The sequence below is a fragment of the Microbacterium sp. 69-10 genome (genome assembly GCF_001897945.1).
Lineage (GTDB): Bacteria > Actinomycetota > Actinomycetes > Actinomycetales > Microbacteriaceae > Microbacterium.
Genome location: NZ_MKRT01000034.1, coordinates 1 through 22080 on the forward strand (window position 1 = coordinate 1; position 22080 = coordinate 22080).

General features: G+C 72.0%; 22 protein-coding genes. 16 read left to right on the top strand and 6 right to left on the bottom strand.

The window, feature by feature from the left end:
* The first annotated feature begins 331 nt into the window (after positions 1-331).
* The 3 genes from BGN97_RS18245 to BGN97_RS18255 are packed head-to-tail and all read left to right on the top strand — an operon-like array spanning position 332 to position 1633.
* Positions 332-682: a VOC family protein gene (locus BGN97_RS18245; protein ID WP_292704718.1), complete on the top strand. Its 351-nt coding sequence runs from the start codon at positions 332-334 to the stop codon at positions 680-682.
* Positions 683-731: 49 nt separating this feature from the next.
* Positions 732-1211: a MogA/MoaB family molybdenum cofactor biosynthesis protein gene (locus BGN97_RS18250; RefSeq protein ID WP_292704720.1), complete on the top strand. Its 480-nt coding sequence runs from the start codon at positions 732-734 to the stop codon at positions 1209-1211.
* The gene (locus tag BGN97_RS18255; protein ID WP_292704722.1) at positions 1208-1633 is read left to right on the top strand and encodes a molybdenum cofactor biosynthesis protein MoaE; all 426 of its coding nucleotides are present in this window, start codon (positions 1208-1210) and stop codon (positions 1631-1633) included. The genes BGN97_RS18250 and BGN97_RS18255 overlap by 4 nt, the downstream gene beginning before the upstream one ends.
* A gap of 170 nt (positions 1634-1803) precedes the next feature.
* On the opposite strand, the gene BGN97_RS18260 is transcribed toward BGN97_RS18255, so the two are convergent.
* From BGN97_RS18260 to BGN97_RS18285, 6 genes are read right to left on the bottom strand one after another with little or no spacing between them, the layout of a single operon-like run.
* The gene (locus tag BGN97_RS18260) at positions 1804-2028 is read right to left on the bottom strand and encodes a MoaD/ThiS family protein (protein WP_363331460.1); all 225 of its coding nucleotides are present in this window, start codon (positions 2026-2028) and stop codon (positions 1804-1806) included.
* 10 nt (positions 2029-2038) lie between these two features.
* Positions 2039-2299, bottom strand: a complete 261-nt coding sequence (locus tag BGN97_RS18265) for a DUF6457 domain-containing protein (RefSeq protein WP_292704726.1) — start codon at positions 2297-2299, stop codon at positions 2039-2041.
* On the bottom strand, positions 2296-2901 hold the full coding sequence (locus tag BGN97_RS18270; protein ID WP_292704728.1) for an NTP transferase domain-containing protein: 606 nt from the start codon (positions 2899-2901) through the stop codon (positions 2296-2298). Before BGN97_RS18270 ends, BGN97_RS18265 begins: the two co-directional genes overlap by 4 nt.
* Before the next feature lie 2 nt (positions 2902-2903).
* A complete protein-coding gene (gene moaC / locus BGN97_RS18275) occupies positions 2904-3383 on the bottom strand; it encodes a cyclic pyranopterin monophosphate synthase MoaC (RefSeq protein ID WP_292704730.1) in 480 nt (159 codons plus the stop codon).
* Positions 3380-4600 carry a gephyrin-like molybdotransferase Glp gene (gene glp, locus BGN97_RS18280; RefSeq protein ID WP_292704732.1) on the bottom strand — a complete coding sequence of 407 codons (1221 nt, stop codon included), beginning with the start codon at positions 4598-4600 and terminating at the stop codon, positions 3380-3382. The genes moaC and glp overlap by 4 nt, the downstream gene beginning before the upstream one ends.
* Positions 4597-5673 (bottom strand): ThiF family adenylyltransferase, encoded by a 1077-nt coding sequence (locus BGN97_RS18285; protein ID WP_292704734.1) that lies wholly within the window; start codon positions 5671-5673, stop codon positions 4597-4599. The genes glp and BGN97_RS18285 overlap by 4 nt, the downstream gene beginning before the upstream one ends.
* 95 nt (positions 5674-5768) lie before the next feature.
* Between BGN97_RS18285 and BGN97_RS18290 the strand changes: the two genes are divergently transcribed.
* The 13 genes from BGN97_RS18290 to BGN97_RS18350 all read left to right on the top strand — a co-directional run.
* Positions 5769-6161, top strand: coding sequence for a TOBE domain-containing protein (locus tag BGN97_RS18290; protein WP_292704736.1), 393 nt, complete (start codon positions 5769-5771; stop codon positions 6159-6161).
* 27 nt (positions 6162-6188) lie between these two features.
* Positions 6189-7034: a molybdate ABC transporter substrate-binding protein gene (gene modA / locus BGN97_RS18295; RefSeq protein ID WP_292704738.1), complete on the top strand. Its 846-nt coding sequence runs from the start codon at positions 6189-6191 to the stop codon at positions 7032-7034.
* Entirely contained in the window at positions 7034-7864 is an 831-nt protein-coding gene (modB, locus tag BGN97_RS18300; protein ID WP_292704740.1) for a molybdate ABC transporter permease subunit, read from the top strand. Before modA ends, modB begins: the two co-directional genes overlap by 1 nt.
* Complete coding sequence (locus BGN97_RS18305) at positions 7861-8769, top strand: ATP-binding cassette domain-containing protein (protein WP_292704742.1); 909 nt, start codon at positions 7861-7863, stop codon at positions 8767-8769. The genes modB and BGN97_RS18305 overlap by 4 nt, the downstream gene beginning before the upstream one ends.
* 76 nt (positions 8770-8845) lie before the next feature.
* Positions 8846-9760, top strand: coding sequence for a formate dehydrogenase accessory sulfurtransferase FdhD (fdhD, locus tag BGN97_RS18310; RefSeq protein WP_292704744.1), 915 nt, complete (start codon positions 8846-8848; stop codon positions 9758-9760).
* 64 nt (positions 9761-9824) lie between these two features.
* Positions 9825-12125 (top strand): FdhF/YdeP family oxidoreductase, encoded by a 2301-nt coding sequence (locus tag BGN97_RS18315; RefSeq protein ID WP_292704746.1) that lies wholly within the window; start codon positions 9825-9827, stop codon positions 12123-12125.
* 49 nt (positions 12126-12174) lie between these two features.
* Positions 12175-13209, top strand: coding sequence for a GTP 3',8-cyclase MoaA (gene moaA, locus BGN97_RS18320; protein ID WP_292704748.1), 1035 nt, complete (start codon positions 12175-12177; stop codon positions 13207-13209).
* Positions 13206-14330: a beta-phosphoglucomutase family hydrolase gene (locus BGN97_RS18325; protein ID WP_363331461.1), complete on the top strand. Its 1125-nt coding sequence runs from the start codon at positions 13206-13208 to the stop codon at positions 14328-14330. Before moaA ends, BGN97_RS18325 begins: the two co-directional genes overlap by 4 nt.
* A 66-nt stretch (positions 14331-14396) precedes the next feature.
* On the top strand, positions 14397-16889 hold the full coding sequence (locus tag BGN97_RS18330; RefSeq protein ID WP_292704750.1) for a glycosyl hydrolase family 65 protein: 2493 nt from the start codon (positions 14397-14399) through the stop codon (positions 16887-16889).
* Positions 16890-16891: 2 nt separating this feature from the next.
* Complete coding sequence (locus BGN97_RS18335) at positions 16892-17956, top strand: DUF2207 domain-containing protein (protein WP_292704752.1); 1065 nt, start codon at positions 16892-16894, stop codon at positions 17954-17956.
* A 41-nt stretch (positions 17957-17997) separates the two neighbouring features.
* Positions 17998-20613: a DNA polymerase III subunit gamma and tau gene (locus tag BGN97_RS18340; protein WP_292704754.1), complete on the top strand. Its 2616-nt coding sequence runs from the start codon at positions 17998-18000 to the stop codon at positions 20611-20613.
* A complete protein-coding gene (recR, locus tag BGN97_RS18345; RefSeq protein WP_285636729.1) occupies positions 20613-21206 on the top strand; it encodes a recombination mediator RecR in 594 nt (197 codons plus the stop codon). The genes BGN97_RS18340 and recR overlap by 1 nt, the downstream gene beginning before the upstream one ends.
* On the top strand, positions 21203-22080 hold an 878-nt coding region (locus BGN97_RS18350; RefSeq protein ID WP_292704756.1), incomplete at its 3' end, for a DMT family transporter. The genes recR and BGN97_RS18350, both read left to right, overlap by 4 nt.

Genomic DNA, 22080 nt, shown 5'->3' on the forward strand with positions numbered 1-22080 from the left:
AGCACGACGCGGTGGGGCGCTGAGTCTGTCGAAGGATCCCAGGCAGGTTCGATCCTTCGACAAGCTCAGAGGCCCAGTATCCGCTCAGGCACCGGCATCCGCCCGGGGACCAGTACCTGCTCGGGGCCCAGCATCTGCTGAGGGGCTCATCATCTTGGGTTGCTGCGCCTGTCGAAGCACCCGCTGCGCGAACGTCCGCCGTTCGGCAAGCGCGGTGTGGACTCGGCGCCCCTGACTCGAGTCTCCATGCCGGCCGTTCGACAGGCTCGGGCCCAGAGGTGTGGAGGTCCCGCCGGTCTTCGGCCAGAGGCCGGATGGTATCTTCGCGTGCATGAGACTCTCCCGCGCAGTGCCCATTCTCACGGTCGCCGACGTGCCCGCGGCCGCGGCGCACTATCGCGACGCGCTCGGGCTCGACGTGCTGATGGACCACGGATGGATCGTCACGCTCGGAAACAGCGGTGCGGCGCCACAGTTCAGCCTGATGGACCGCGACCAGACCGCGCCGGTGAACCCCACGGCATCGCTGGAGGTCGACGATGTGGACGACGCGTATCAGCGGGTCGCTGATCTCGGATTGGAGATCGTGCATCCCATCACCGACGAGCCCTGGGGCGTACGACGCTTCTTCTTCCGCGACGCCGACGGCAACATCATCAACGTGCTCACCCACCGCGGCTGACCGCCCACCTGCCCAAGACCCGCCGGAGAGCCATCGCTAGGCTGAAGGCATGTCGCCGGTAGCCGCAGTCATCACGGTCTCGGACCGCTCCGCCCGCGGTGAGCGCGCAGACGCATCCGGGCCCATCGGGGTCGCGGCGCTCCGCGCGGCCGGCTTCGACTGCGACGACGCGATCGTCATCCCGGACGGCGCCGACGAGGTCGAGCGCGCACTGCGAGAGACGGTGCAGCGCGGCATCCGCCTGATCGTCACGACAGGCGGCACCGGCATCGGCCCGCGTGACCGCACCCCCGAGGGGACCGCCCGCGTGCTTGACCGCGAGCTGCCGGGCATCGCCGAGGAGCTGCGCCGCCGAGGCGCAGCCGAGAAGCCCGCAGCCCTGCTCTCCCGCGGACTCGCGGGCGTCGCCGGGAACGCACTCATCGTCAACCTCCCCGGTTCGACCGCAGCCGTCACCGACGGCATCCGACTCGTGCTCGAGATCGCGCACCACGCGCTCGGGCAGCTCGAAGGGGAGGACCATCGATGACCATCCGCCTCGCGCAGATCAGCACCGAGCCGCTCGACGTCGACGCCCACCGTGCCGCCGTCGACGACCCCCGCATGGGCGCCGAGATCACCTTCGTGGGCCGCGTCCGCGACAACGACGAGGACGCCGCCACCCCTGTCGTCGCACTGGAGTACTCGGCCCACCCCGACGCCGAGAAGACCCTGCGCACGCTCATCGCCGACGCTGTCGGGGAGACGGACGCCATCGTCGCCGCCAGCCACCGCATCGGGCGCCTGGAGGTCGGCGAGGCCGCTGTCATCGTGTCGGTCGCGTCGGGTCACCGCGGCGTCGCCTACGAGGTGTCCCGCGCGCTGATCGAGGCCATCAAGCACAGCCTTCCCATCTGGAAGCGGCAGATCGAAGCCGACGGCGCCACCGTCTGGAAGGGGCTCGGCGGCTGACCCTTCGTCTCGCTGCGCTCGCTCAGGGACCGGGGATTGCGCTCGCTCAGGGACCGGGGATTGCGCTCGCTCAGGGACCGGGGATTGCGCTCGCTCAGGGACCGGGTGGGTTGCGGTTCCGGAGCGACGAGCGCCGGCGAGGAGACGAAGGGCGCTCAGGGACGCGGGACTCAGCCGCCGGCGAACGGCGGCAGCACGTCGACCACCGCGTCGGCGGTCAGCGGCCACGACTCGTCCACGCGCGCGCCGTCGACCAGCACGGAGCAGCGCGGCAGGATCTCCGCGAGCGCCGGGTGATCGCCGCGCAGGCGCGCGGTCAGGGCGGCGAGAGTCGTGGCATCCACGGTCAGCTCGGAGCTGCCGACGGCCTCCTCAGCCGCGGCGAAGAACCGCACCCGGGCCACGTCAGGCCCGCCAGTCGCCGGCGAGCGTCGTCACGTCCGCGACGACCGCGCTGATGTCGTCCGGCGAGCCGCCGCGGCGACCCGCGACCAGTCCGGCCACGAACGCGCTGAACGGCGCGGCCGGCCGCGCGACGCCGTTCGCGACGTCCCTCGCCAGGTCCAGGATCAGCGAGATCGGCACGTCGTCGGCGCTCAGGTCGAAGTGCTCCCGCAGGGCATCCGCCCAGTCGTCCAGTGCCTCGGGTGGCAGATGCTCGCTCATGGAAGCTCCTTCGTCAGCTGCTCGTAATCCTCCCACGTGTCCACATCCCGGGCCGCGGCGCCCGGGTCGGCGAGGAGCTCCACGGGCAGGCCCGCGAGCAGCGCGCGCACCGGCCGATCGCGACCGCCGTCCGGCAGAGCGGATGCCGCACTCACCAGCGCCGGCGTGCGATACACACCTGTGAGCCACTGCGCCCGCCCGGTCCCGTCGACCAGGCACGCGCCGTCGGACTCCGGTGCGAGATGAGGGATGCCGGCGAGCAGCCGGGCGACGGCGAGATCCGGATGCGGGAGATCGCAGGCCAGAAGAATCGTCCACGCCGTGGCATCCGCGCCCGGAGCCCCCAGCGCGGTCACGACCGCGGCCGCCGGTCCCGAGAAGGGCGGGTCCTCCCGCATCCAGCGCACGGCGTCGTGCGAAGCTCTGGATGCCGCCGGTTCCGGCCCCACGACGATCACCGGCGATGCGCCGACGGCAACCACCGCGTCGATGGCCCGATCGCGCATGCTCACCCCGTCGACGAGCAGCCCCGGCTTGTCGATGCCGCCCATGCGCGAGGCGCGACCGCCGGCCAGCAGCACCGCCCCGAACCGCACGACCATGATCAGGCGGGGTCGTCCGGCCGGTGCCAGTCGCCGGACTTGCCGCCGGTCTTCGCCACGATGCGCACGTTCGCGATCGAGGTGCCCTTGTCGAGCCCCTTCACCATGTCGACCACGGTGAGCGCGGCGACCGACACGGCCGTCAGCGCCTCCATCTCCACGCCGGTGCGGTCGGCCGTGCGCACGGTCGCCTCCACCTCAACGCCTTCGTCTGTGATCCGCAGGTCCACCACCGCGCCGTGCACGCCGATCACGTGCGCCAGTGGCAGCAGCTCGGGAGTCCGCTTGGCCCCGGCGATGCCCGCGATGCGCGCCACTGCCAGCACGTCGCCCTTCGGCACGATGTCGTCCCGCAGCGCCGCCACGACGTGCGGGGCGCAGTGCACGAACCCGCGCGCCGTCGCCGAGCGCGCCGTCGGCTGCTTCTCGGTGACATCCACCATCCGGGCGTGACCAGCGGAATCCAAGTGCGTGAAGCTCATGGCACCAGCATGACATCGACGACGTCGCCGATCCCGACGCGGTCGACGTCGGCGGGGACGATCGCATAGGCCTCCGCACGCCCCAGGCTCGCCGCCAGGTGGGACCCGCCGGACGACGCCGGCGCCACCCCGTCGCTCGTGACGAGCACCGGGCGGTACTGGCGGCGGCCGGGAGGGGTGCGCCACGCCTCGACGACCGGCAGCCGCACGATCAGGCGGTCCAGGTCGGCGGCGCCCTGCATCGCCCGCAGCGCGGGACGCACGAACACCTCGAACGACACGGCGACGCTCACCGGGTTGCCGGGCAGACCGAACAGCAGTGGTCCGCCGTCGTCCGAGCCGTCGCCGAAACCCTGCGGCTTGCCGGGCTGCATGGCGACCTTGTCGAACCGCATCCGGGCGACGCTCTTGACCACCTCGTACGCGCCCTCGCTGACGCCGCCGGAGGTGATGACGACATCCGCGCCGAGGGCCGCGGCATCCGCCAGCGCCGCGCGCAGGCCGTCGCCGTCGTCGCTGACCGACGTCATCAGCACAACCTCGGCGCCGTTCTCGCGGCACAGTCCGTCCAGCAGCGTGCCGTTGGACTCCGGGATCTGCCCGCGCTCCAGCGGCGCACCCGGTGGACGCAGCTCGTCACCGGTCGAGATCACCGCGACGCGCGGCACGCGCGAGACGACGACCTCCTGCACGCCGGCCGCGGCGATCCCCGCCAGCTGCCGACCGCCCAGCTCGGCGCCGGCAGGCAGGATCACGTCGCCCGCACGGCAGTCCTCGCCCTGCGGCCGGATGTGCGCACCGCGGGCGTGCGGGGCGGCGATCACCCGGATGTTTCCCAGCGAGTCCGCGAGGCCACCGGCGGTGTCCTCGAAGGGCACGATCGCGTCGGCGTCGTGCGGCACCGGGGCCCCGGTCATGATCCGCACGGCCTGCCCGGGCCCGAACGACGGGTCCTCGGCGCTGCCGGCCGGCACGTCGGCGACCACCTCGAGGTCCACGGGCGCGTCGGCCGCGGCATCCGCCACGTCGGCGAACCGCACCGCGAAACCGTCCATCGCGGAATTGTCGAACAGGGGCAGGTCCACGGCCGAGCGCACCGGCTCCCGCAGGATGCGTCCCAGTGCCCCCGGCAGCGGCATCCGCGCGGCCTCGAGGGGCCGCACGGCCGCGAGGATCCGCGCGCGATGCTCCTCCACGGTGATCAGGGGCGCGGTCATGCCGGCTGCCTCCTGCGCTCGTACCCGTCCATGCCGCCGCGCAGCACCACGGCGTCGACGCCCCGCTCACGCAGCGCCTGCGCGGCGCGTCGTGCACGCGCACCCACCTGGCACACCATCACGACCTCGCTGCCGGCCAGCTCCACCGCCGTGGAGTCGAGCGACCCCAGCAGGGTCGCCAGCGGCACGTGCCTCGCGCCGGGGAGCATCCCGCGGGCGACCTCCTCGGCCTCACGCACGTCGATCACGACGGCCCCGTCGGCAGGGTCGTCGACCTCGACGACGGCGTCGGACGGGGGAGCGGATGCCGTCGCGCGCGACGCCCGCAGCGGTGCCTCGCGCACGGTGCCCGCCAGGGCGTCGATCATCGCGATCCGCCCCAGCAGCGGCCGTCCGATGCCGGTGATCAGCTTGAGCGCCTCGGATGCCATCATCGAGCCCGCCTGGATGCACAGCGGGCCGAAGACGCCCACGGCCGAGCACGCCGGCGCCTCACTGCCGGGCGGGTACAGATCGTGCAGCCGGACCGCATCGGCGGGCGCGGGAGGCGCCGACCAGAACACCGTCACGAGGCCCGCGAACTCCTGCACGGTGCCCCACACCAGCGGCACCGCCAGCCGCTCGCAGGCGGCGGCGACGACCTCGCGGCTCTCGAACGAATCCGTGCCGTCCAGCACCAGGTCCACGCCGGAGATCAGCTCGGCCGCGTTCTCGTGCGTGAGCCGGGTGGTCACCACTCTGACCTCGGTCTCGGACAGGTCGGCGGCTACGCGAACCACGCTGTCGGTCTTGGGCCGGCCGACGTCCTGCAGGCGGTGGATCACCTGCCGCTGCAGGTTGGACAGCTCGACGTCGTCGTCGTCGAACACCACGACGGTGCCGACTCCGGCGGCCGCCAGCGCCAGCACGACCGGCGCGCCCAGGCCGCCCGCGCCGATGACGCCGACACTGGCCGCGGCGATGCGGCGCTGTCCGTCGGAGCCCAGCCCGGCGAGGCGCTGATGCCGCGCTGTGCGCAGCCGCTCCCTGCTGCTGAGCGCATCGACGGGTTCGACCAGCGGCGGGAGGGACATGCCTTCAGGGTAGTCCTCGCCTCGCGAACGGGCCCTTCCGCAGATACGGAGAAACCCCAGGTGATCATCCGCATGCGCGGTGATAGTCTGCGGTCATGTCCGCAAGCTACAAGATCGCGCAGGCAGCGGATCTGCTCGGGGTCAGCGACGACACGGTGCGCCGCTGGGTGGATCAGGGCGTGTTGCCGGTCACCGACGCCAGCCCGGCCGAGATCCCCGGTGACGCTCTCGCCCGGCACGCGATCGCCCTGGCGAAGTCGGCGGAGGACGCCACGGGCGTGCGCTCCAGCGCACGCAACCGCTTCACCGGGCTGGTCACCAACGTCGTGATGGACACCGTCGCCGCCCAGGTGGAGATCCAGGCAGGCCCCCACCGGGTCGTCTCGCTGATGACCTCCGAAGCCGTGCGGGAGCTGGGACTCGAGGTCGGCTCGCTCGCCGTCGCCGTGGTCAAGGCGACGACGGTCATCGTGGAGACCCCGCGCTGATCCCGCATGCACCGGAGGAGAACAGCCATGCGCCGCATCCCGATCATCGCCGCCGTCGCCGCCATCGCCCTGATGCTCGGCGGCTGCGCGTCCACGGCATCCCCCGACACGACCACCACGGGCAGCAGCACCGGTGCGTCGAACGCGTCCGGCGGAGGCGTCGCGCCGAGGGACGCGCCCTCGCCCGCGGATGCCGACGTGCTCACCGGCGAGCTTTCGGTGTCGGCCGCAGCCTCGCTGAAGGGCGCCTTCGACGAGGCGATCGCGCAGTTCGAGAAGCTCTTCCCCGGCGTGCACGTCGCCGCGACCTACGACGGCTCCAGCACTCTCGCGACCCAGATCGACGGCGGTGCGAGGGTCGACGTGTTCGCCTCCGCCGACGAGGCGAACATGGCCAGGGTCACCGGCGCCGGCCTGGCATCCGATCCGACCGTGTTCGTGCGCAACACGCTGGTGGTGGTGACGCCGAAGGCGAATCCGGCCGGCATCAAGACGCTGGCGGATCTCGCGAAGCCCGGCGTGAAGGTCGTGCTCTGCGCCCCCGAGGTGCCGTGCGGCGCAGCGTCGAGGAAGCTCCTCAGCGCGCAGGGCGTCGCGCTCACCCCGGTCAGTCAGGAGCAGAACGTCACGGCCGTGCTCACCAAGGTGCGCAGCGACGAGGCCGACGCGGGGCTCGTCTACAGGACGGATGCCGCTGCTGCCGCCGACGTGCGCTCGTTCACCCCGCCCGGCGCGGATCGGGTCGTGAACGCGTACCCGATCGTGGCGCTGAAGGATGCCCCGAACCCGGAGGCCGCGATGACGTTCGTCTCGTTCATCACCGGCAAGCAGGGGCAGAAGATCCTGGCGTCGTTCGGCTTCGACGGGCCGTGATGCCTCGAAGCAGCCCGCAGACGACCGGCTCCCGCGGTCAGGCGCCGCGGGTGTTGATCGTGCCCGCCGCGCTCGGCATCCTGTTCCTGGTGCTGCCGCTGGCCGCCCTCGTCGGCCGCGTGCAGTGGGGGACGCTGTGGCAGGACGTGACCTCGGCAGAGGCGCTCGGCGCGCTGCGGCTGTCGCTGGTCACCGGGCTCGTCGCCACCGCGATCTGCCTGCTGATCGGCATCCCGCTGGCCCTGACCATCGCCCGGGCCGCCCCGCGCACTGCAGCCGTGCTGCGGGCGGTCGTCACCGTGCCGCTGGTGCTGCCGCCGATGGTCGGCGGGCTGGCGCTGCTGTTCCTGTTCGGCCGTTCCGGCTGGCTGGGCTGGACCGGATGGCAGGTGCCGTTCACGACCCCGGCCGTCGTGCTCGCTCAGGTGTTCGTCGCGCTCCCGTTCCTCGTGCTGGCGCTGGAGGGTGCCGTCCGCACATCGGGCGTGGAGTACGAGCGCACGGCGGCCGGGCTCGGGGCCGGGAGCTGGACGATCCTGTGGCGGGTCACGCTGCCGCTGGCGGGTCCGGGGCTGCTGTCGGGAACCGTGCTGTGCTTCGCGCGGGCGGCAGGCGAGTTCGGCGCGACGGCGCTGTTCGCGGGCAACGCGCCCGGCGTGACGCAGACCATGCCGCTGGCGATCTACACGGCGTTCAACGGCGCCGGGGTCAGCCAGGGCAGCGCCATCGCCCTGTCGCTGATGCTGCTGGTCACCTCGGTGGCGGTGCTGCTACTCGTGCGCGGCTGGCGGCCGGGCGGGGAAGCCACGGTCGAGGAGGAGCTGCGATGAGCGCGGATGCCGCCGTCGGGGACGCAGCGCTGGACGCCCTCATCCGCGTCGAAAGGGGCGGCTTCGCCCTGGATGCCCGGCTGCGGGCGGCAGCGGGGGAGACCGTCGCCGTGATGGGCCCGTCGGGTGCGGGCAAGTCGACCCTCCTGGGCGCGATCGCCGGCTTCACCCCGCTGACGGCGGGCGCCGTGCGGCTGGGAGGCAGGACCGTGCAGGACGCCGCCGGCGTCGACGTGCCGCCGCGCGAACGCGGCGTGATCCTGCTCGGCCAGCAGGCGCGGCTGTTCCCGCACCTGAGCGCGCGCGACAACATCGCCTTCGGGCTGCGTGCGCACGGGATGCGGAGAGCGGATGCCAGGGTGCGCGCCGACGCCTGGCTCGAGCGCGTCGGACTGCCCGGCTTCGGCGACCGGCGCCCCGCGCGGCTTTCGGGCGGACAGCAGCAGCGCGTCGCACTCGCGCGGGCGCTCGCGGTGTCGCCGCGCGTGCTGCTGCTCGACGAGCCGCTGACCTCCCTCGATCCCGCCACCGCCGACGGCATCCGCTCCCTGCTTCGCGACGAACTCGCCGCCACCGGCACCACCGCCGTGCTGGCCACGCACGACGCGACGGACGCCCGCGCCCTCGCCGACCGGCTGATCGTGCTCGAGCACGGCGGCGTCACCGCCGAAGGCGCACCCGATGCGGTCCTCGGTGCACCAGCGACGCCCTTCATCGCCGCGGTCGCATCGACACTGCCCGGGACGGACGGGCCCTGGCAGGCGCGCGTCGACGGCATCGAGGCGATCGCCGAGGGCATCCGCGCTCGCGCCCGCACCGCCGACGGCGACCTCATCGAGCTGATCCTCCCGGAGGATTCCCCCGTCGTGCCCGGCTCGACCGTCAGCATCCGGCCGCCGGCCTGACGACCGCGGCCCGACCCCTGCTCCCTGCCGGGGGAGTACCGTGGCGGACAGTCAGGACGCACACCGGGAGGCCGCGATGGGCAGGATCACCACCCGCAAGAAGGTCGTTCGCATCACCGCCGCGACCGAAGGCGCCGACGGTGCGGCCGTGCGCCGGCTCGACACGCTCGCCGTCGAGGAGCCGCTGGAGATCCGCGTGTCCGGCGCACCGCTCACGGTCACCATGCGCACCCCGGGACACGACGTCGAGCTCGCCGCCGGCTTCCTCGTCTCGGAGGGCGTGATCCGCCACCACGACCAGTTCGCCTCCGCGATCCACTGCGGCGGACCGGGCACCGGCGGCTCCGCCGCAGCGCCGGGAGCCTATGCCCTCGGCGCATCGGCGGCCGACGGCGGCAACACGTACAACGTCCTGGACGTGACCCTGGCCCCCGGCACACCGCTGCCCGATCCGTCACGGGCACGGCACTCGTACACGACCAGCGCCTGCGGCGTGTGCGGTGCGGCGTCCATCGAGCAGGTCGCGACCGCCTCGGCCTTCGACGTCTCCGCGGATCCGCTGCAGGTGGATGCCGCGACTCTCGCCGACCTGCCGAACGCGCTGCGCTCGCGTCAGGAGGCCTTCGAGAAGTCCGGCGGACTGCACGCCGCCGGACTGTACGACGCCGCCTCCGGCGAGCTGCTGGTCGTGAGGGAGGACGTCGGGCGGCACAACGCCGTCGACAAGGTGATCGGATGGGCGGTGCTGAACGGGCACCTGCCGCTGACCGGAACCGTGCTGCAGGTGTCGGGACGGGCGAGCTTCGAGCTGGTGCAGAAGGCGGTCATGGCCGGCATCCCGATGCTGTCGGCCGTCTCGGCGCCGTCGTCGCTGGCCGTCGAGATGGCCGAGTCCATCGGCCTCACCCTGGTCGGCTTCGTGCGCGGGGCGAGCATGAACGTCTACTCCCGGCCCGAGCGCGTGCGGGAGGCCGTGCCCGCGGCCGTGTGACCGCGGCTCTTGCGCGGATCGGATGCCACTGATAGGCCAGGTGAGACAGGTGGAGGAGCGTGTGATGGCAGCCAAGGCCCCGATCCAGGACATCGACGACGACGCGAGGGACATGGAGGTCGGCCCGCCGAAGGACTGGGCCGCGGGAGTGCCGGGAGTGCTGCACTCGATGGTGCCGGGGATCAGGGAGATGGGCGCGAGGCGCGCGCTCACCCTGCTCACCGACATGAACCAGAAGGACGGCTTCGACTGCATGAGCTGCGCGTGGGCCGATCCCGACCACCGCAAGACGTTCGAGTTCTGCGAGAACGGCGCGAAGGCGGTCACCTGGGAGGCCACGCCGGTCACGATCCCCACCGCGTTCTGGGCGCAGAACTCCCTCAGCAGCCTGCTCTCCAAGTCGGAGTACTGGCTGGGCATGCAGGGCCGGCTGATCGAACCCGTGTACAAGCCGCAGGGCGAGGATCACTACCGGCCGATCTCCTGGGACGACGCGTTCACCCTGATCGCCGACCGGCTGAGGGCCCTGGACTCGCCCGACGAGGCCACCTTCTACACCAGCGGCCGCACCGCCAACGAGACCGCGTTCATCTACCAGCTGATGGCGCGCACGCTGGGCACCAACAACCTCCCGGACTGCTCGAACATGTGCCACGAGTCCACCGGCACGGCGCTGGGCGAGGTGATCGGCATCGGCAAGAGCACGATCTCCTACGACGACTTCGGCAAGGCCGACCTCATCATCGTGATGGGCCAGAACCCCGGCACCAACCATCCGCGCATGCTCACCGCGCTGGAGGAGGCCAAGGACAACGGCGCGAAGATCGTCGCCGTCAACACGCTGCACGAGGCGGGACTCACCCGCTACAAGAACCCGCAGCGGGTGCGCGGCATCATCGGCCGCGGCACGGGCCTGGCCGACCAGTACCTGCTCATCCGCGCAGGCGGCGACGGCTGGCTGATGAAGGCCCTCTCGAAGCGGGTCCTCGAGGCGGAGGACGCCGCACCGGGGACGGTGCTCGACCACGCGTTCCTCGACGAGCACTGCCAGGGACTGGAGGAGTCCCACGAGCACGTCAGGAGCCTCGACGAGGACATGGTGCTGCGGGCCACCGGCCTCTCCCGGGCCGAGATCGACGAGCTCGCCGACCGCTATCTGCACTCCGAGCGGGTCATCATCACCTGGGCGATGGGGCTCACCCAGCACCGGGACGCGGTGAGGATCCTGAAGGAGGTCATGAACCTGCTGCTCCTGCGCGGGAACATCGGCAAGCCCGGCGCCGGGGCCTCGCCGATCCGCGGCCACAGCAACGTGCAGGGCGATCGCACCATGGGCATCTGGGAGCAGATGCCGGAGAGCTTCCTCTCGGCCCTGGACCGGGAGTTCGGGATCACGGTCCCGCGCGAGCACGGCTACGACGTGGTCAAGTCGGTGCAGGCGATGCGCGAGGGCAGGACCAAGGTGTGGATGGCCATGGGCGGCAACATGGTCTCGGCGGTCTCCGACACGCACGCCGCCGAGGAGGGCTTCCGAAACGTCGGACTGAACGTGCAGGTCTCCACCAAGCTCAACCGCAGCCACCTCACCGTCGTGGACGAGGCGATCATCCTGCCGGTGCTCGGACGCACCGAGATCGATCGGCAGGCGGCCGGCGAGCAGTCGCTGTCGGTGGAGGACTCGGTGTGCGCGATCCACGCCACCCGCGGCAAGGTCGACCCGGTCTCCGATCAACTCAAGTCCGAGGTGTCGGTGGTCGTCGGCATCGCGCGGGCGCTGTGGGGCGACGACGGACCGATCGACTGGGCCGGATTCGAGAAGGACTACGACCGGATCCGCGACCACATCGAGCACGTCGTCCCCGGGTTCGACGACTTCAACGCGCGGCTGCGCGAGGAGCACGGCTTCATCCTTCCGCACGGACCGCGCGACTCCCGCACCTTCCCCACGGCGACCGGCAGGGCGATGATCACCGTCAACGAGCTGGAGTACCTGGAGCGCCCTCCCTGCCGGCTCCTGCTGCAGTCGATGCGCGCGCACGACCAGTTCAACACCACGATCTACGGTCTCGACGACCGCTACCGCGGCATCCGGAAGAGCCGCCGCGTGATCTTCGTGAACCCCGACGATCTCAGAGAGCTCGGCATCGCCGACGGGCAGATCGTGGACGTGCACAGCGAGTACGAGGACGGCGTCGACCGCGTGGTCCACGAGTTCAAGGCGGTCTCCTATCCGACCTCGCGCGGGTGCGCGGCGACCTACTTCCCGGAGGGGAACCCCCTGGTGCCGCTGGGGCTGACGGCGCTCGGCAGCAACACGCCGGCGTCGAAGGGCGTGGTCGTCCGCCTGGAGCCCGTCACCGGCTGAGGGGCCCGATCCGGCCGCCGGAACGGGCACGACGACTACGGTGGAGGACATGGCAGTGCAGCTCGGACCACGACTGCGGGACACCCGCGGGCGGATGCTGCGCGACCTGCGCATCTCCGTCACCGACCGCTGCAACTTCCGCTGCGTGTACTGCATGCCCAAGGAGGTCTTCGGCCGCGACCACGACTTCCTGCCGCACGCCATGCTGCTGAGCTTCGAGGAGATCGTGCGCGTCGCCCGGGCGGGCGTCGCGCACGGCGTGCACAAGCTGCGACTGACCGGCGGCGAACCCCTGCTGCGCCGCGACATCGAGACGCTGATCGCGATGCTGGCCGAGCTGCGCACCCCCGAGGGGGAGCGCCTCGACATCGCCCTGACCACCAACGGCTCGGCCCTCGCGCACAAGGCGCAGGCGCTGCGGGATGCCGGGCTGAATCGCGTCACGGTCTCGCTGGACTCCCTCGATGACGTGACCTTCCGCGCCATGAACGACATCGACTTCCCGCTGCAGCGCGTGCTCGACGGCATCCGCGCGGCCGAGGAGGCCGGCTTCGACGCCATCAAGGTCAACACGGTGGTCAAGCGCGGCGCGAACGAGGACGACGTGCTCGGCATCGCCGAGCGCTTCCGCGGCACGGGAGTGACCGTGCGCTTCATCGAGTTCATGGACGTGGGCACAACCAACGGCTGGAACCTCGACCAGGTGGTGTCCTCGGCCGAGATCGTCGAGCGGATCGACGCCGCGCATCCGCTCGAACCGCTGCAGCCCGCCTACCCCGGCGAGACCGCGACGCGCTGGCGCTACCGCGACGGGGCGGGCGAGATCGGCGCGATCTCCAGCGTCACGGCCCCGTTCTGCGGCGACTGCACCCGCGCGCGCATCTCCGCCGACGGCAAGCTGTTCACCTGCCTGTTCGCCTCCCGCGGGCATGACCTGCGCGCGCTGCTGCGCGGCGGATGCTCGGATGCCGAGCTGGAGGCCGCCCTGGCGCAGATCTGGGGTGCACGCGACGACCGCTACTCCGAGCTGCGCTCCGCCGACACACCCGCGGAGCGCATCGAGATGTCCTACATCGGCGGATGAGCGCGGAGCTGCTGATCGACCGGCGCGGCGACGCGCTGACGTACCGCGTGCAGGACGACGGGGTCGAGCTCGCGCACGGCACGGTCGACGGGATCGGCGAGGCGCTCGCGCACATCGTCCACACCGTGCGTCCGCCGGTGCGCCCGGGGGAGGCGGCGGCGACGGTGCTCAGCATCCGGCACCGCACCGAGCAGACCCTCGCCGACACGGACGCCGCGGTCGCGGCGATCCTGCGGATCTGCGCCGAAAAGGGTCCGGCGATGGGGGAGACCCCGCGGGTGGTTCTCGCTACGCTTGAGGGGAGCGCCACACCGGATCCGAGCGCCATGGCCGCCGAAGCACCCGTGCCCGACAACAGCACCGTCCCCAGGAGTCCCATCGTGTCCGAAGACCTGCCCGACCTGCGCCGCGCTGCGGGCGTGCTGTTCGACCTGGACGGTGTGCTCACCCCGACCGCCGAAGTGCACATGCGCGCCTGGCAGGCCGTGTTCGACGAGGTGCTGACCCGCTGGGGCGTCACCGAGCCGTACACGGACGCCGACTACTTCGCGTATGTCGACGGCAAGAAGCGCTACGACGGCGTGGCCAGCCTGCTGCGCAGCCGCAACATCGAGATCCCGTGGGGCGAGGTGACCGACCCGCCCGAGGCCGAGACCATCTGCGGCGTCGGCAACCGCAAGAACGCCGCGTTCGCGGCGGCCCTGCGCAGCGAGGGCATCGCGCCGTACCCCGGTTCGCTCGCGCTGTTGGAGCAGCTCCGCGCCGACGAGGTGCCGATGGGCGTGGTCTCCAGCTCGAAGAACGCGGCCGAGGTGCTGGCATCCGCCGGCATCCGCGATTTCTTCCGCATCGTCGTCGACGGCGTCGTCGCCGAGCACGAGCACCTCGCGTCCAAGCCCGCGCCCGACATGTTCCGCGAGGGTGCCAGGATGCTGGGAGTCGACCCCTCCGAGGCGATCGCCGTGGAGGATGCGGTCTCGGGCGTGGCATCCGCGGCATCCGCCGGCTACGCGACGGTCGTCGGCGTCGACCGCGGCGCAGGCGCCGCCGCGCTGCGCGAGGCCGGCGCCACCTGTATCGTCGATGATCTTGCGCGTCTGCTCGACGGCGACAAGCACTGAACCCCTCACCCTTCAGATTCCCTTCGGAGAACGCATGCGCCGTACTGAGCGACGACAGGAGACGAAGTGATCGACCGCGAACGCCACCCCGTGGATCCCTGGCGCCTGATCGAGACCAGCTATGACGACGACGGCGTGTCCGAGACGATCTTCTCGGTCGGCAACGGCTACCTCGGCCTGCGCGGCAACCACATCGAGGGTCGCGGCGCGCACGAGCACGGCACGTTCATCAACGGTCTGCACGAGACCTGGCCGATCCGGCACGCCGAGCAGGCGTACGGGTTCGCCGAGGTGGGGCAGACGATCGTCAACGCCCCCGACGCCAAGGTCATGCGCGTCTACATCGACGATGAGCCGCTCTCCTTCGACGAGGCCGAGATCCACGAGTACTCCCGGGTCCTCGACATGCGCACGGGCGTCCTGTCGCGCACGGTCGTGTGGGTCACGCCGTCCGGCAAGCGCGTGCGCATGCAGGACGAGCGCATCGTGAGCTTCGACGAGCGGCACCTGGCGGTGCTGCGGCTCGAGGTCGTGGTGGAGAACGCCGACGCCCCGGTCACGATCAGCTGCCAGCTGCTGAACCGTCAGGACGGCGCCGGCATCTACGCCGGCGACCCGATGGCGTCGAAGTCCGAGGGCAAGGCCGGCTTCGACCCGCGCAAGGCGGAGAAGATCACCGAGCGCGTGCTGCAGCCGGTGGAGTACTGGCAGGACGGGCTGCGCTCCGCGCTGTCGTACCGGGTGAACGATTCGGGCATGAGCGTCGCGGTCGTCGCCGACCACGTGGTCGAAACCGAGAACGACTACAGCGCCCGGACGCTCATTGAGCCCGACATCGCGAAGAACGTGTTCCGCGTGCAGGCGAAGGCCGGCGTGCCGATCCGGATCAGCAAGATCGTCAGCTACCACAGCTCGCGGGGCGTGCCGCCGCGTGAGCTCGTCGACCGCTGCCGCCGCTCGCTGGACCGCGTGGGCGTGGAGGGCGTCGACGCCCTGTTCCGCGCCCAGGAGGCGTGGCTCGCGGCGTTCTGGGAGCGCTCCGACGTGCGCATCGCCGGCCACGACGACCTGCAGCAGGCCACCCGGTGGTGCCTGTTCCAGCTCGCGCAGGCGGCGTCCCGCGCCGACGGCACCGGTGTCCCCGCCAAGGGGCTGACCGGCTCGGGCTACAGCGGCCACTACTTCTGGGACACCGAGATCTACGTCCTGCCGTTCCTCACCTACACGTCGCCGCAGTGGGCGAAGAACGCGCTGCGCGCCCGGGTGCTCATGCTGCCCGCCGCCCGCCGTCGTGCCGCCCAGCTCAACGAGGCGGGCGCCCTGTTCCCGTGGCGCACGATCAATGGTGAGGAGGCGTCGGCGTACTACGCCGCAGGCACCGCGCAGTACCACATCAACGCCGACGTCAGCTATGCGCTCGGCAAGTACGTGCGCGCCACCGGCGACGAGGAGTTCCTGCGCCGGGAGGGCGCCGACATCGCGGTCGAGACCGCACGACTGTGGGCGACGCTGGGCTTCTGGCGCGGCACCAACGGCCACTCGACGTTCCACATCCACGGCGTCACCGGTCCGGACGAGTACACCACGGTCGTCAACGACAACCTGTTCACGAACGTGATGGCGCGGTACAACCTGCGGCTGGCCGCACGGGTGGTGCGCGAGATGGCCGAGCAGGACCCGGCGGCTTACGCCGCACTGGTCGAGCGCACCGGTCTGGATGCCGGGGAGCGGGAGGCCTGGGATCGGGCGGCCGAGGCGATCCACATCCCGTTCAGCGAGGCGCTGCGCATCCATCCCCAGGACTCGCTGTTCCTGGAGCGCGAGGTGTGGGACCTGGAGGGCACCTCGCCCGACCAGCGCCCGCTGCTGCTGCACTACCACCCGCTGGTGATCTACCGGTTCCAGGTGCTCAAGCAGGCGGATGTCGTGCTGGCGCTGTTCCTGCAGGGCAACCACTTCACCGACGAGGAGAAGCTCGCCGACTTCGACTACTACGACCCGCTGACCACCGGCGACTCGACCCTGTCGGCCGTGGTGCAGTCGATCATGGCGGCGGAGGTCGGATACCAGGATCTCGCGCGCGAGTACTTCGAGCAGGCGCTGTTCGTCGACCTGGGCAACCTGCACCACAACTCGTCGGACGGCGTGCACGTGGCATCCGCCGGCGGTGTGTGGACCGCGCTGGTCAGCGGCTTCGGCGGCATGCGCGACCACGACGGGCTGTTGAGCTTCGACCCGCGCCTGCCGGCCGACTGGCCCGAGCTGTCGTACGCGCTGCAGTGGCACGGCTCGCAGCTGCAGGTGACCGTGACACGAGAGGCGCTGCGGCTTGAGGTGCGCTCGGGCGATCCGGTGGACTTCAGCGTGCGCGGGGTCGCATACCGGGCATCCGTCGCCGAGCCGGCGGTGGTGGCGCTGGCGGGTCAGGGACCAGTGCGGCCCGGCCGCCCGACGCTGCGCCAGTTCGAGGACGCCCGGCGCGACGACGGCACGCTCATGCAGCCGACCGTGCCCGTGACCACCACGTCGATTCCGGTCATCGGGGTGTTCGAGGACTAGGGATGACGGTCGCCGTCATCGTGCTGGGGCTGATCCCGGCACTCATCGTGCTGGTCCTCGCGATCCTCGCGCGGCTAGCGTCGAACCGAGCCCCGGCGTCGCCGGGCCCACAGTTCGCGCCCCTCGTCGGCGCGACGGTGCTCGACGACGCGCTGCTGCTGGATGCCGACCGCAGAGCGGCCGCCGCGATGCTGGTCGACATGGCGGTGGGCAGGCGCATCCGGCTTCTCGCGGAGGAGCCGGACGGCACTGGCCGGCGCGCACGCCGGCGCGCCCCGGTGGGCGTCGAGATCGTCGAGGGCGCGGAGTTCAGCGCCGATGAGCTGAAGCTGCTGGACGCCGTGCTGGGCGACGGCGCCGGCCGGGAACGGGTGCGGCGTCTCTCGTCGAGCGGACGCGCGCTCGCCCACCGGGTGCGGGCGGTGCTCGACGGCGCGAGGGAGCGGCTGGAGGATGCCGGACTGCTCCGGCCCGGTCGACGGCACTGGCCTGTCGCGCTGCTGCGCGCCGCCGCGGTGCTCCTGCTGCTGTGGAACGGCTTCCTGCTGATCGCCGCGCTGTCCGAGGGACCGGTGGCGGCGTCGATCCTGCTGGGGTGCGGGATGCTGGTCTGCCTGGCGGCGCTGGTGGTCGTGCCGCGGGCATGGCGGACGTTCCTGCCGGCGTCCGAGCCGGCGCGGGCGCACCTCGCCGGCCTGCGCGAGTACATGGCGCTCGCCGAGGCCGAGCCTCTGCGGTTCCTGCAGTCGACGGAGGGCGCGCTGCTCTCCGGCGACGTGTCGGCTGATGCCGCAGCGCAGCGTCTGCAGCGGTTCCTGCTCAACGAGCGGCTGCTTCCGTATGCCGTGCTGTTCGGCATGGAGCGCTCCTGGGCGCAGCTCGTGCGGGTGCAGTCCGACAGGCTGCCCGCGGTGGAGGGCGTCGGCGATGTGCTCGAGGCGACCGCCCTGGTGCTGCAGGTGATCGAGCTGATCGGCGGCGCGGTGCAGCTCGTCGGCGCGGTCATCGCCCTGGGCGACGCGGTCGGCGGCGTGGCGGAGCTGGCCGGGGGCCTGCTGGACGCGTGAGCGGCCGAGCGAGTGTCCCAGGCACGCCGTAGGCTGGACGGGTGACGACAGCCCTCTACCGCCGCTACCGGCCCGAGACCTTCGCGGAGATGATCGGGCAGTCCCAGGTGACCGACCCGCTGATGACCGCATTGCGCGGCGACCGGGTCGGGCACGCCTACCTGTTCTCCGGTCCGCGCGGCTGCGGCAAGACCACGTCGGCGCGCATCCTCGCGCGCTGCCTGAACTGCGCCGAGGGCCCCACCGACACCCCGTGCGGTGTGTGCCCGAGCTGCGTGGAGCTGTCCCGCAACGGCGGCGGTTCGCTGGACGTCGTCGAGATCGACGCCGCCAGCCACAACGGCGTCGACGACGCCCGCGACCTGCGCGAGCGGGCCACCTTCGCGCCCAGCCGCGACAGGTACAAGATCTTCATCCTCGACGAGGCGCACATGGTCACGCCGCAGGGGTTCAACGCCCTGCTGAAGCTGGTCGAGGAGCCGCCTGCGCACGTGAAGTTCATCTTCGCGACCACCGAGCCCGAGAAGGTGCTCGGCACCATCCGCTCCCGCACGCACCACTACCCCTTCCGGCTCGTGCCGCCGGCGGCGATGATCGAGTACGTCGAGAAGCTCTGCGTCGAGGAGGGCGTGCAGGTCGAGCCGGGCGTGCTGGGTCTGGTCGTCCGCGCCGGCGGCGGCTCGCCGCGCGACACCCTCTCGCTGCTGGACCAGCTGATCGCGGGATCCGACGGGGGCAACGTGACCTACGAGCGCGCGGTCGCGCTGCTCGGCTACACGCACGCGGCGCTGCTCGACGAGATCGTCGAAGCGCTCGCCGCGGGTGACGCGGCGGCGGCCTTCCCCGCCGTGGACCGCGTCGTGCAGACGGGGCAGGACCCGCGCCGCTTCGTCGATGACCTGCTCGAGCGCCTGCGCGACCTGATCGTCATCGCGGCGGTCGGCGACGGCGCCTCGGCCGTGCTGCGCGGGCTGCCCGCCGACGAGATGCAGCGGATGGTCGCGCAGGCCGCGAGCTTCGGCGCCGCCCGTCTGTCGCGCACCGCCGATCTGGTGAGCCAGGCGCTCGATGACATGACCGGGGCGACCTCGCCGCGCCTGCACCTGGAGCTGCTGGTCGCTCGCGTGCTGGCCGGAGCGCCCGCGGATGCTGCGGGCCAGGCGGCGGCGGTGCAGTCGACCGCGCCTCGGGCCGTGGCTCCGGCCGCGTCTGCGCCGGCTGGGGCCGGGGCCGCTTCTGTCGGTTCTGCGGCGGGTCCTGCGGCGGGCTCCGCTCCGTCCTCGTCCGCCGCGTCCTCGCCGGCTCAGACCGGTTCCGCCCGGGCTCATTCGGATGCAGCCGCCTCCGGTGCTGCTCCGTCCGCTCCCGCGGCTGCGACCTCCGCATCCGGATCCGCCGCCGCGACGCCGGATTCCGACGAGCCCGACTCCTCGACGGCTGCGGATGCTGCGTCCGACGGAGCCGCTGCGACGGCGGGAACCACCGGGACCGCCGAGTCCGAGCCGTCGGACGGCGCGGCCCCGACGTCTCCGGCCTCCGAGTCGGAGTCCATGACCTCGGATCCGGAGCCGGAGCCCTCGACCCCGGCAGGCCCCGTCACGTTCGACCGCATCTCCGCCGCGTGGTCGGCGGTGCTGGACCGCCTCGCGTCGGCGAGCCGCTCGTCCTGGCTGGTGGCCACCGGCACCCAGCCGCTCGCCTACGATCCCGACAGCGGCGTGCTGACGCTCGGATTCGCGAGCGCGGCCGATGTGCCGAAGTTCAAGGGCACCAAGCCCGGGCAGGGGCCCTCCGACCATCTGCGTACGGCCATCGAGCAGGAGCTCGGCATCACCGTGAAGTACCTGCCCGCTCCGCTGCCGCCGTCCGGCGGCGGGTCGGCTCCCCGTCCTGCTCCGCCCGCGCCCGCACCTCAGCAGCCGGTCGCCGGCGACGATGCACCCGCGGCCGGCTGGGCCAACCCGATGAGCGCCCCCGAGTCCATCGGTGACTCCGCGCGCGGCGGCGGTTCCGGAGTCGGCTCCCCGGCGGCATCCGGCGGACGTGCGCCCGCGGCATCCGCGTCGTCACGTTCCGCGGCCGCCGCAGTGACGGAGTGGGCCGTCGCGCCGATCCCGACCTCCGCGCCCGAGACGCCCGCCGGAGCCGTGCTCACGGCACCGGCACCCGCAGCGCCGGTGTCCACCGCGCCGACAACAACCGTGCAGCAGCAGTTCCCGGTGGATGAGGAGCCGGCCGATGCCGAGGCATCGGCATCCGCCCCGCAGCCGCCGGTCGACGGCGCGATCGACTCGCCGCCCGAAGTGGACTACCCACCGTTCGACGATGCGCCCCCGTACGACGACGAGCCGCCCTACGACCCCGCCTACGACGGCCCGCAGGACGATCCGCGGGCATCCGCCTCCTACGGTCGCGGACCGTCGGCACCGGCCCGAGCGATGTCCGCACCCGCCACCCCTGCGCAGGCCGCCTCCGCACCCATGGCATCCGCGCAGGCGTCCTCCGCGACCGAGCCCCGCGCGGCGGCACCTGTCGTATCCCGGGTCGCCCCCGTCGCCGGCGGTGTCGAGCGACGGGGAGAGGCCGTGATCCGCCAGGTGCTCGGAGCCAGGTTCCTGCGTGAAGAGCCCTACCAGCCCCCGACGAGGTTCAACTGATGTACGACGGCATCGTCCAGGAGCTGATCGACGAGTTCGGCCGGCTCCCCGGCATCGGCCCGAAGTCAGCGCAGCGCATCGCGTTCCACATCCTGCAGACCCCGTCCTTCGACGTCGCGCGTCTGTCGGAGCTGCTCACCGAGGTGCGCGCCCGCGTGCGCTTCTGCGAGGTGTGCGGCAACGTGTCCGAGCAGGACCGCTGTGCGATCTGCCGCGATCCGCGCCGCAACGCCGAGCTGATCTGCGTGGTCGAGGACGCCAAGGACGTCGCGGCCATCGAGCGCACCCGCGAGTTCCGCGGGCTGTACCACGTGCTCGGCGGCGCGATCAGCCCCATCGCGGGCGTCGGCCCCGATGACCTGCGCATCGCCCAGCTGATGACCCGTCTCGCCGACGGCACCGTGCAGGAGGTCATCCTCGCCACGAACCCCAACCTCGAGGGCGAGGCGACCGCCAGCTACCTCAGCCGGTTGCTGACCAGCATGGAGATCACCGTCTCGCGGCTGGCATCCGGCCTGCCCGTCGGCGGCGACCTGGAGTACGCGGACGAGGTGACGCTGGGACGGGCCTTCGAGGGCCGTCGACGCCTGTGAACGCGCAGGCGGGATTCACCCGGAAGGGGTGGATCCTGTTCGCCGTCATGGCGTTCGTGTGGGGCATCACCTACCTGTTCATCAAGGAGGCGGTCGAGACCTTCGGACCGCCGGCGGTGGTCGCCGGACGCACGCTGCTGGGCGGCCTCGTGCTGCTCCCGTTCGCGATCCGCAGCGGCGCGCTGAAGGCGGCGTGGAAGCACTGGCCGTGGGTGCTCGTGTTCGGTCTGCTGGAGATGGGCGGGCCCTTCCTGCTCCTCAGTCATGCCGAGACGCAGCTGCCTTCGGGGCTCACCGGGCTCCTGGTCGCGACGGTGCCGCTGTTCGCGGTGATCATCGCCCTGCTGCGCGGCGACAGGTCCGCGCTCGCGCCGATCCGGCTGGGCGGTCTGCTCGTCGGGTTCGCCGGCGTGGTCGTGGTCGTCGCGGGACCCGGTCTGTTCCCGCACGAGCCGGCCAGCATGATCGCCATCGGCGAGATCCTGCTCACCGCCGTGATGTACGCGATCGCGCCGTTCGTCATCGCGTACAAGCTCTCCGACGTCCCCTCGATCGGCACGATCACGCTGGCGCTGTTCGCGATCGGGCTGGCGTATCTGCCGGCGGCGCTGCTCACGCCGCACGAGCCGCCGACCGTGCGCTCTGCGGGCTCGCTGCTGCTGCTCGGAGTGATCTGCACCGCGCTCGCGTTCGTCGCCTTCTTCGCGCTGATCCGCGAGGTCGGCCCGGTGCGCGCCCCGCTGTTCACCTACATCAACCCGATCGTCGCGATCGTGCTCGGCACGGTGCTCGTCGCAGAGCCGGTCACCCCTGGTCTGCTGATCGGCTTCCCGATCATCCTGATCGGATGCTGGTTCGCCGCAACCGGCGTACG

Excerpts from the sequence above, each read along its gene's own strand:
- BGN97_RS18325 (WP_363331461.1), top strand. The coding sequence starts at position 13,206 with ATGAGCGCGGAGCTGCTGATCGACCGGCGCGGCGACGCGCTGACGTAC.
- glp (WP_292704732.1), bottom strand. The coding sequence starts at position 4,600 with ATGACCGCGCCCCTGATCACCGTGGAGGAGCATCGCGCGCGGATCCTC.
- BGN97_RS18250 (WP_292704720.1), top strand. The coding sequence starts at position 732 with ATGTCGCCGGTAGCCGCAGTCATCACGGTCTCGGACCGCTCCGCCCGC.
- BGN97_RS18285 (WP_292704734.1), bottom strand. The coding sequence starts at position 5,673 with ATGTCCCTCCCGCCGCTGGTCGAACCCGTCGATGCGCTCAGCAGCAGG.
- BGN97_RS18305 (WP_292704742.1), top strand. The coding sequence starts at position 7,861 with ATGAGCGCGGATGCCGCCGTCGGGGACGCAGCGCTGGACGCCCTCATC.
- BGN97_RS18290 (WP_292704736.1), top strand. The coding sequence starts at position 5,769 with ATGTCCGCAAGCTACAAGATCGCGCAGGCAGCGGATCTGCTCGGGGTC.
- moaC (WP_292704730.1), bottom strand. The coding sequence starts at position 3,383 with ATGAGCTTCACGCACTTGGATTCCGCTGGTCACGCCCGGATGGTGGAT.
- BGN97_RS18265 (WP_292704726.1), bottom strand. The coding sequence starts at position 2,299 with ATGAGCGAGCATCTGCCACCCGAGGCACTGGACGACTGGGCGGATGCC.
- BGN97_RS18335 (WP_292704752.1), top strand. The coding sequence starts at position 16,892 with ATGACGGTCGCCGTCATCGTGCTGGGGCTGATCCCGGCACTCATCGTG.
- fdhD (WP_292704744.1), top strand. The coding sequence starts at position 8,846 with ATGGGCAGGATCACCACCCGCAAGAAGGTCGTTCGCATCACCGCCGCG.
- BGN97_RS18255 (WP_292704722.1), top strand. The coding sequence starts at position 1,208 with ATGACCATCCGCCTCGCGCAGATCAGCACCGAGCCGCTCGACGTCGAC.
- recR (WP_285636729.1), top strand. The coding sequence starts at position 20,613 with ATGTACGACGGCATCGTCCAGGAGCTGATCGACGAGTTCGGCCGGCTC.
- BGN97_RS18315 (WP_292704746.1), top strand. The coding sequence starts at position 9,825 with ATGGCAGCCAAGGCCCCGATCCAGGACATCGACGACGACGCGAGGGAC.
- moaA (WP_292704748.1), top strand. The coding sequence starts at position 12,175 with ATGGCAGTGCAGCTCGGACCACGACTGCGGGACACCCGCGGGCGGATG.
- modA (WP_292704738.1), top strand. The coding sequence starts at position 6,189 with ATGCGCCGCATCCCGATCATCGCCGCCGTCGCCGCCATCGCCCTGATG.
- BGN97_RS18245 (WP_292704718.1), top strand. The coding sequence starts at position 332 with ATGAGACTCTCCCGCGCAGTGCCCATTCTCACGGTCGCCGACGTGCCC.
- modB (WP_292704740.1), top strand. The coding sequence starts at position 7,034 with ATGCCTCGAAGCAGCCCGCAGACGACCGGCTCCCGCGGTCAGGCGCCG.
- BGN97_RS18270 (WP_292704728.1), bottom strand. The coding sequence starts at position 2,901 with ATGGTCGTGCGGTTCGGGGCGGTGCTGCTGGCCGGCGGTCGCGCCTCG.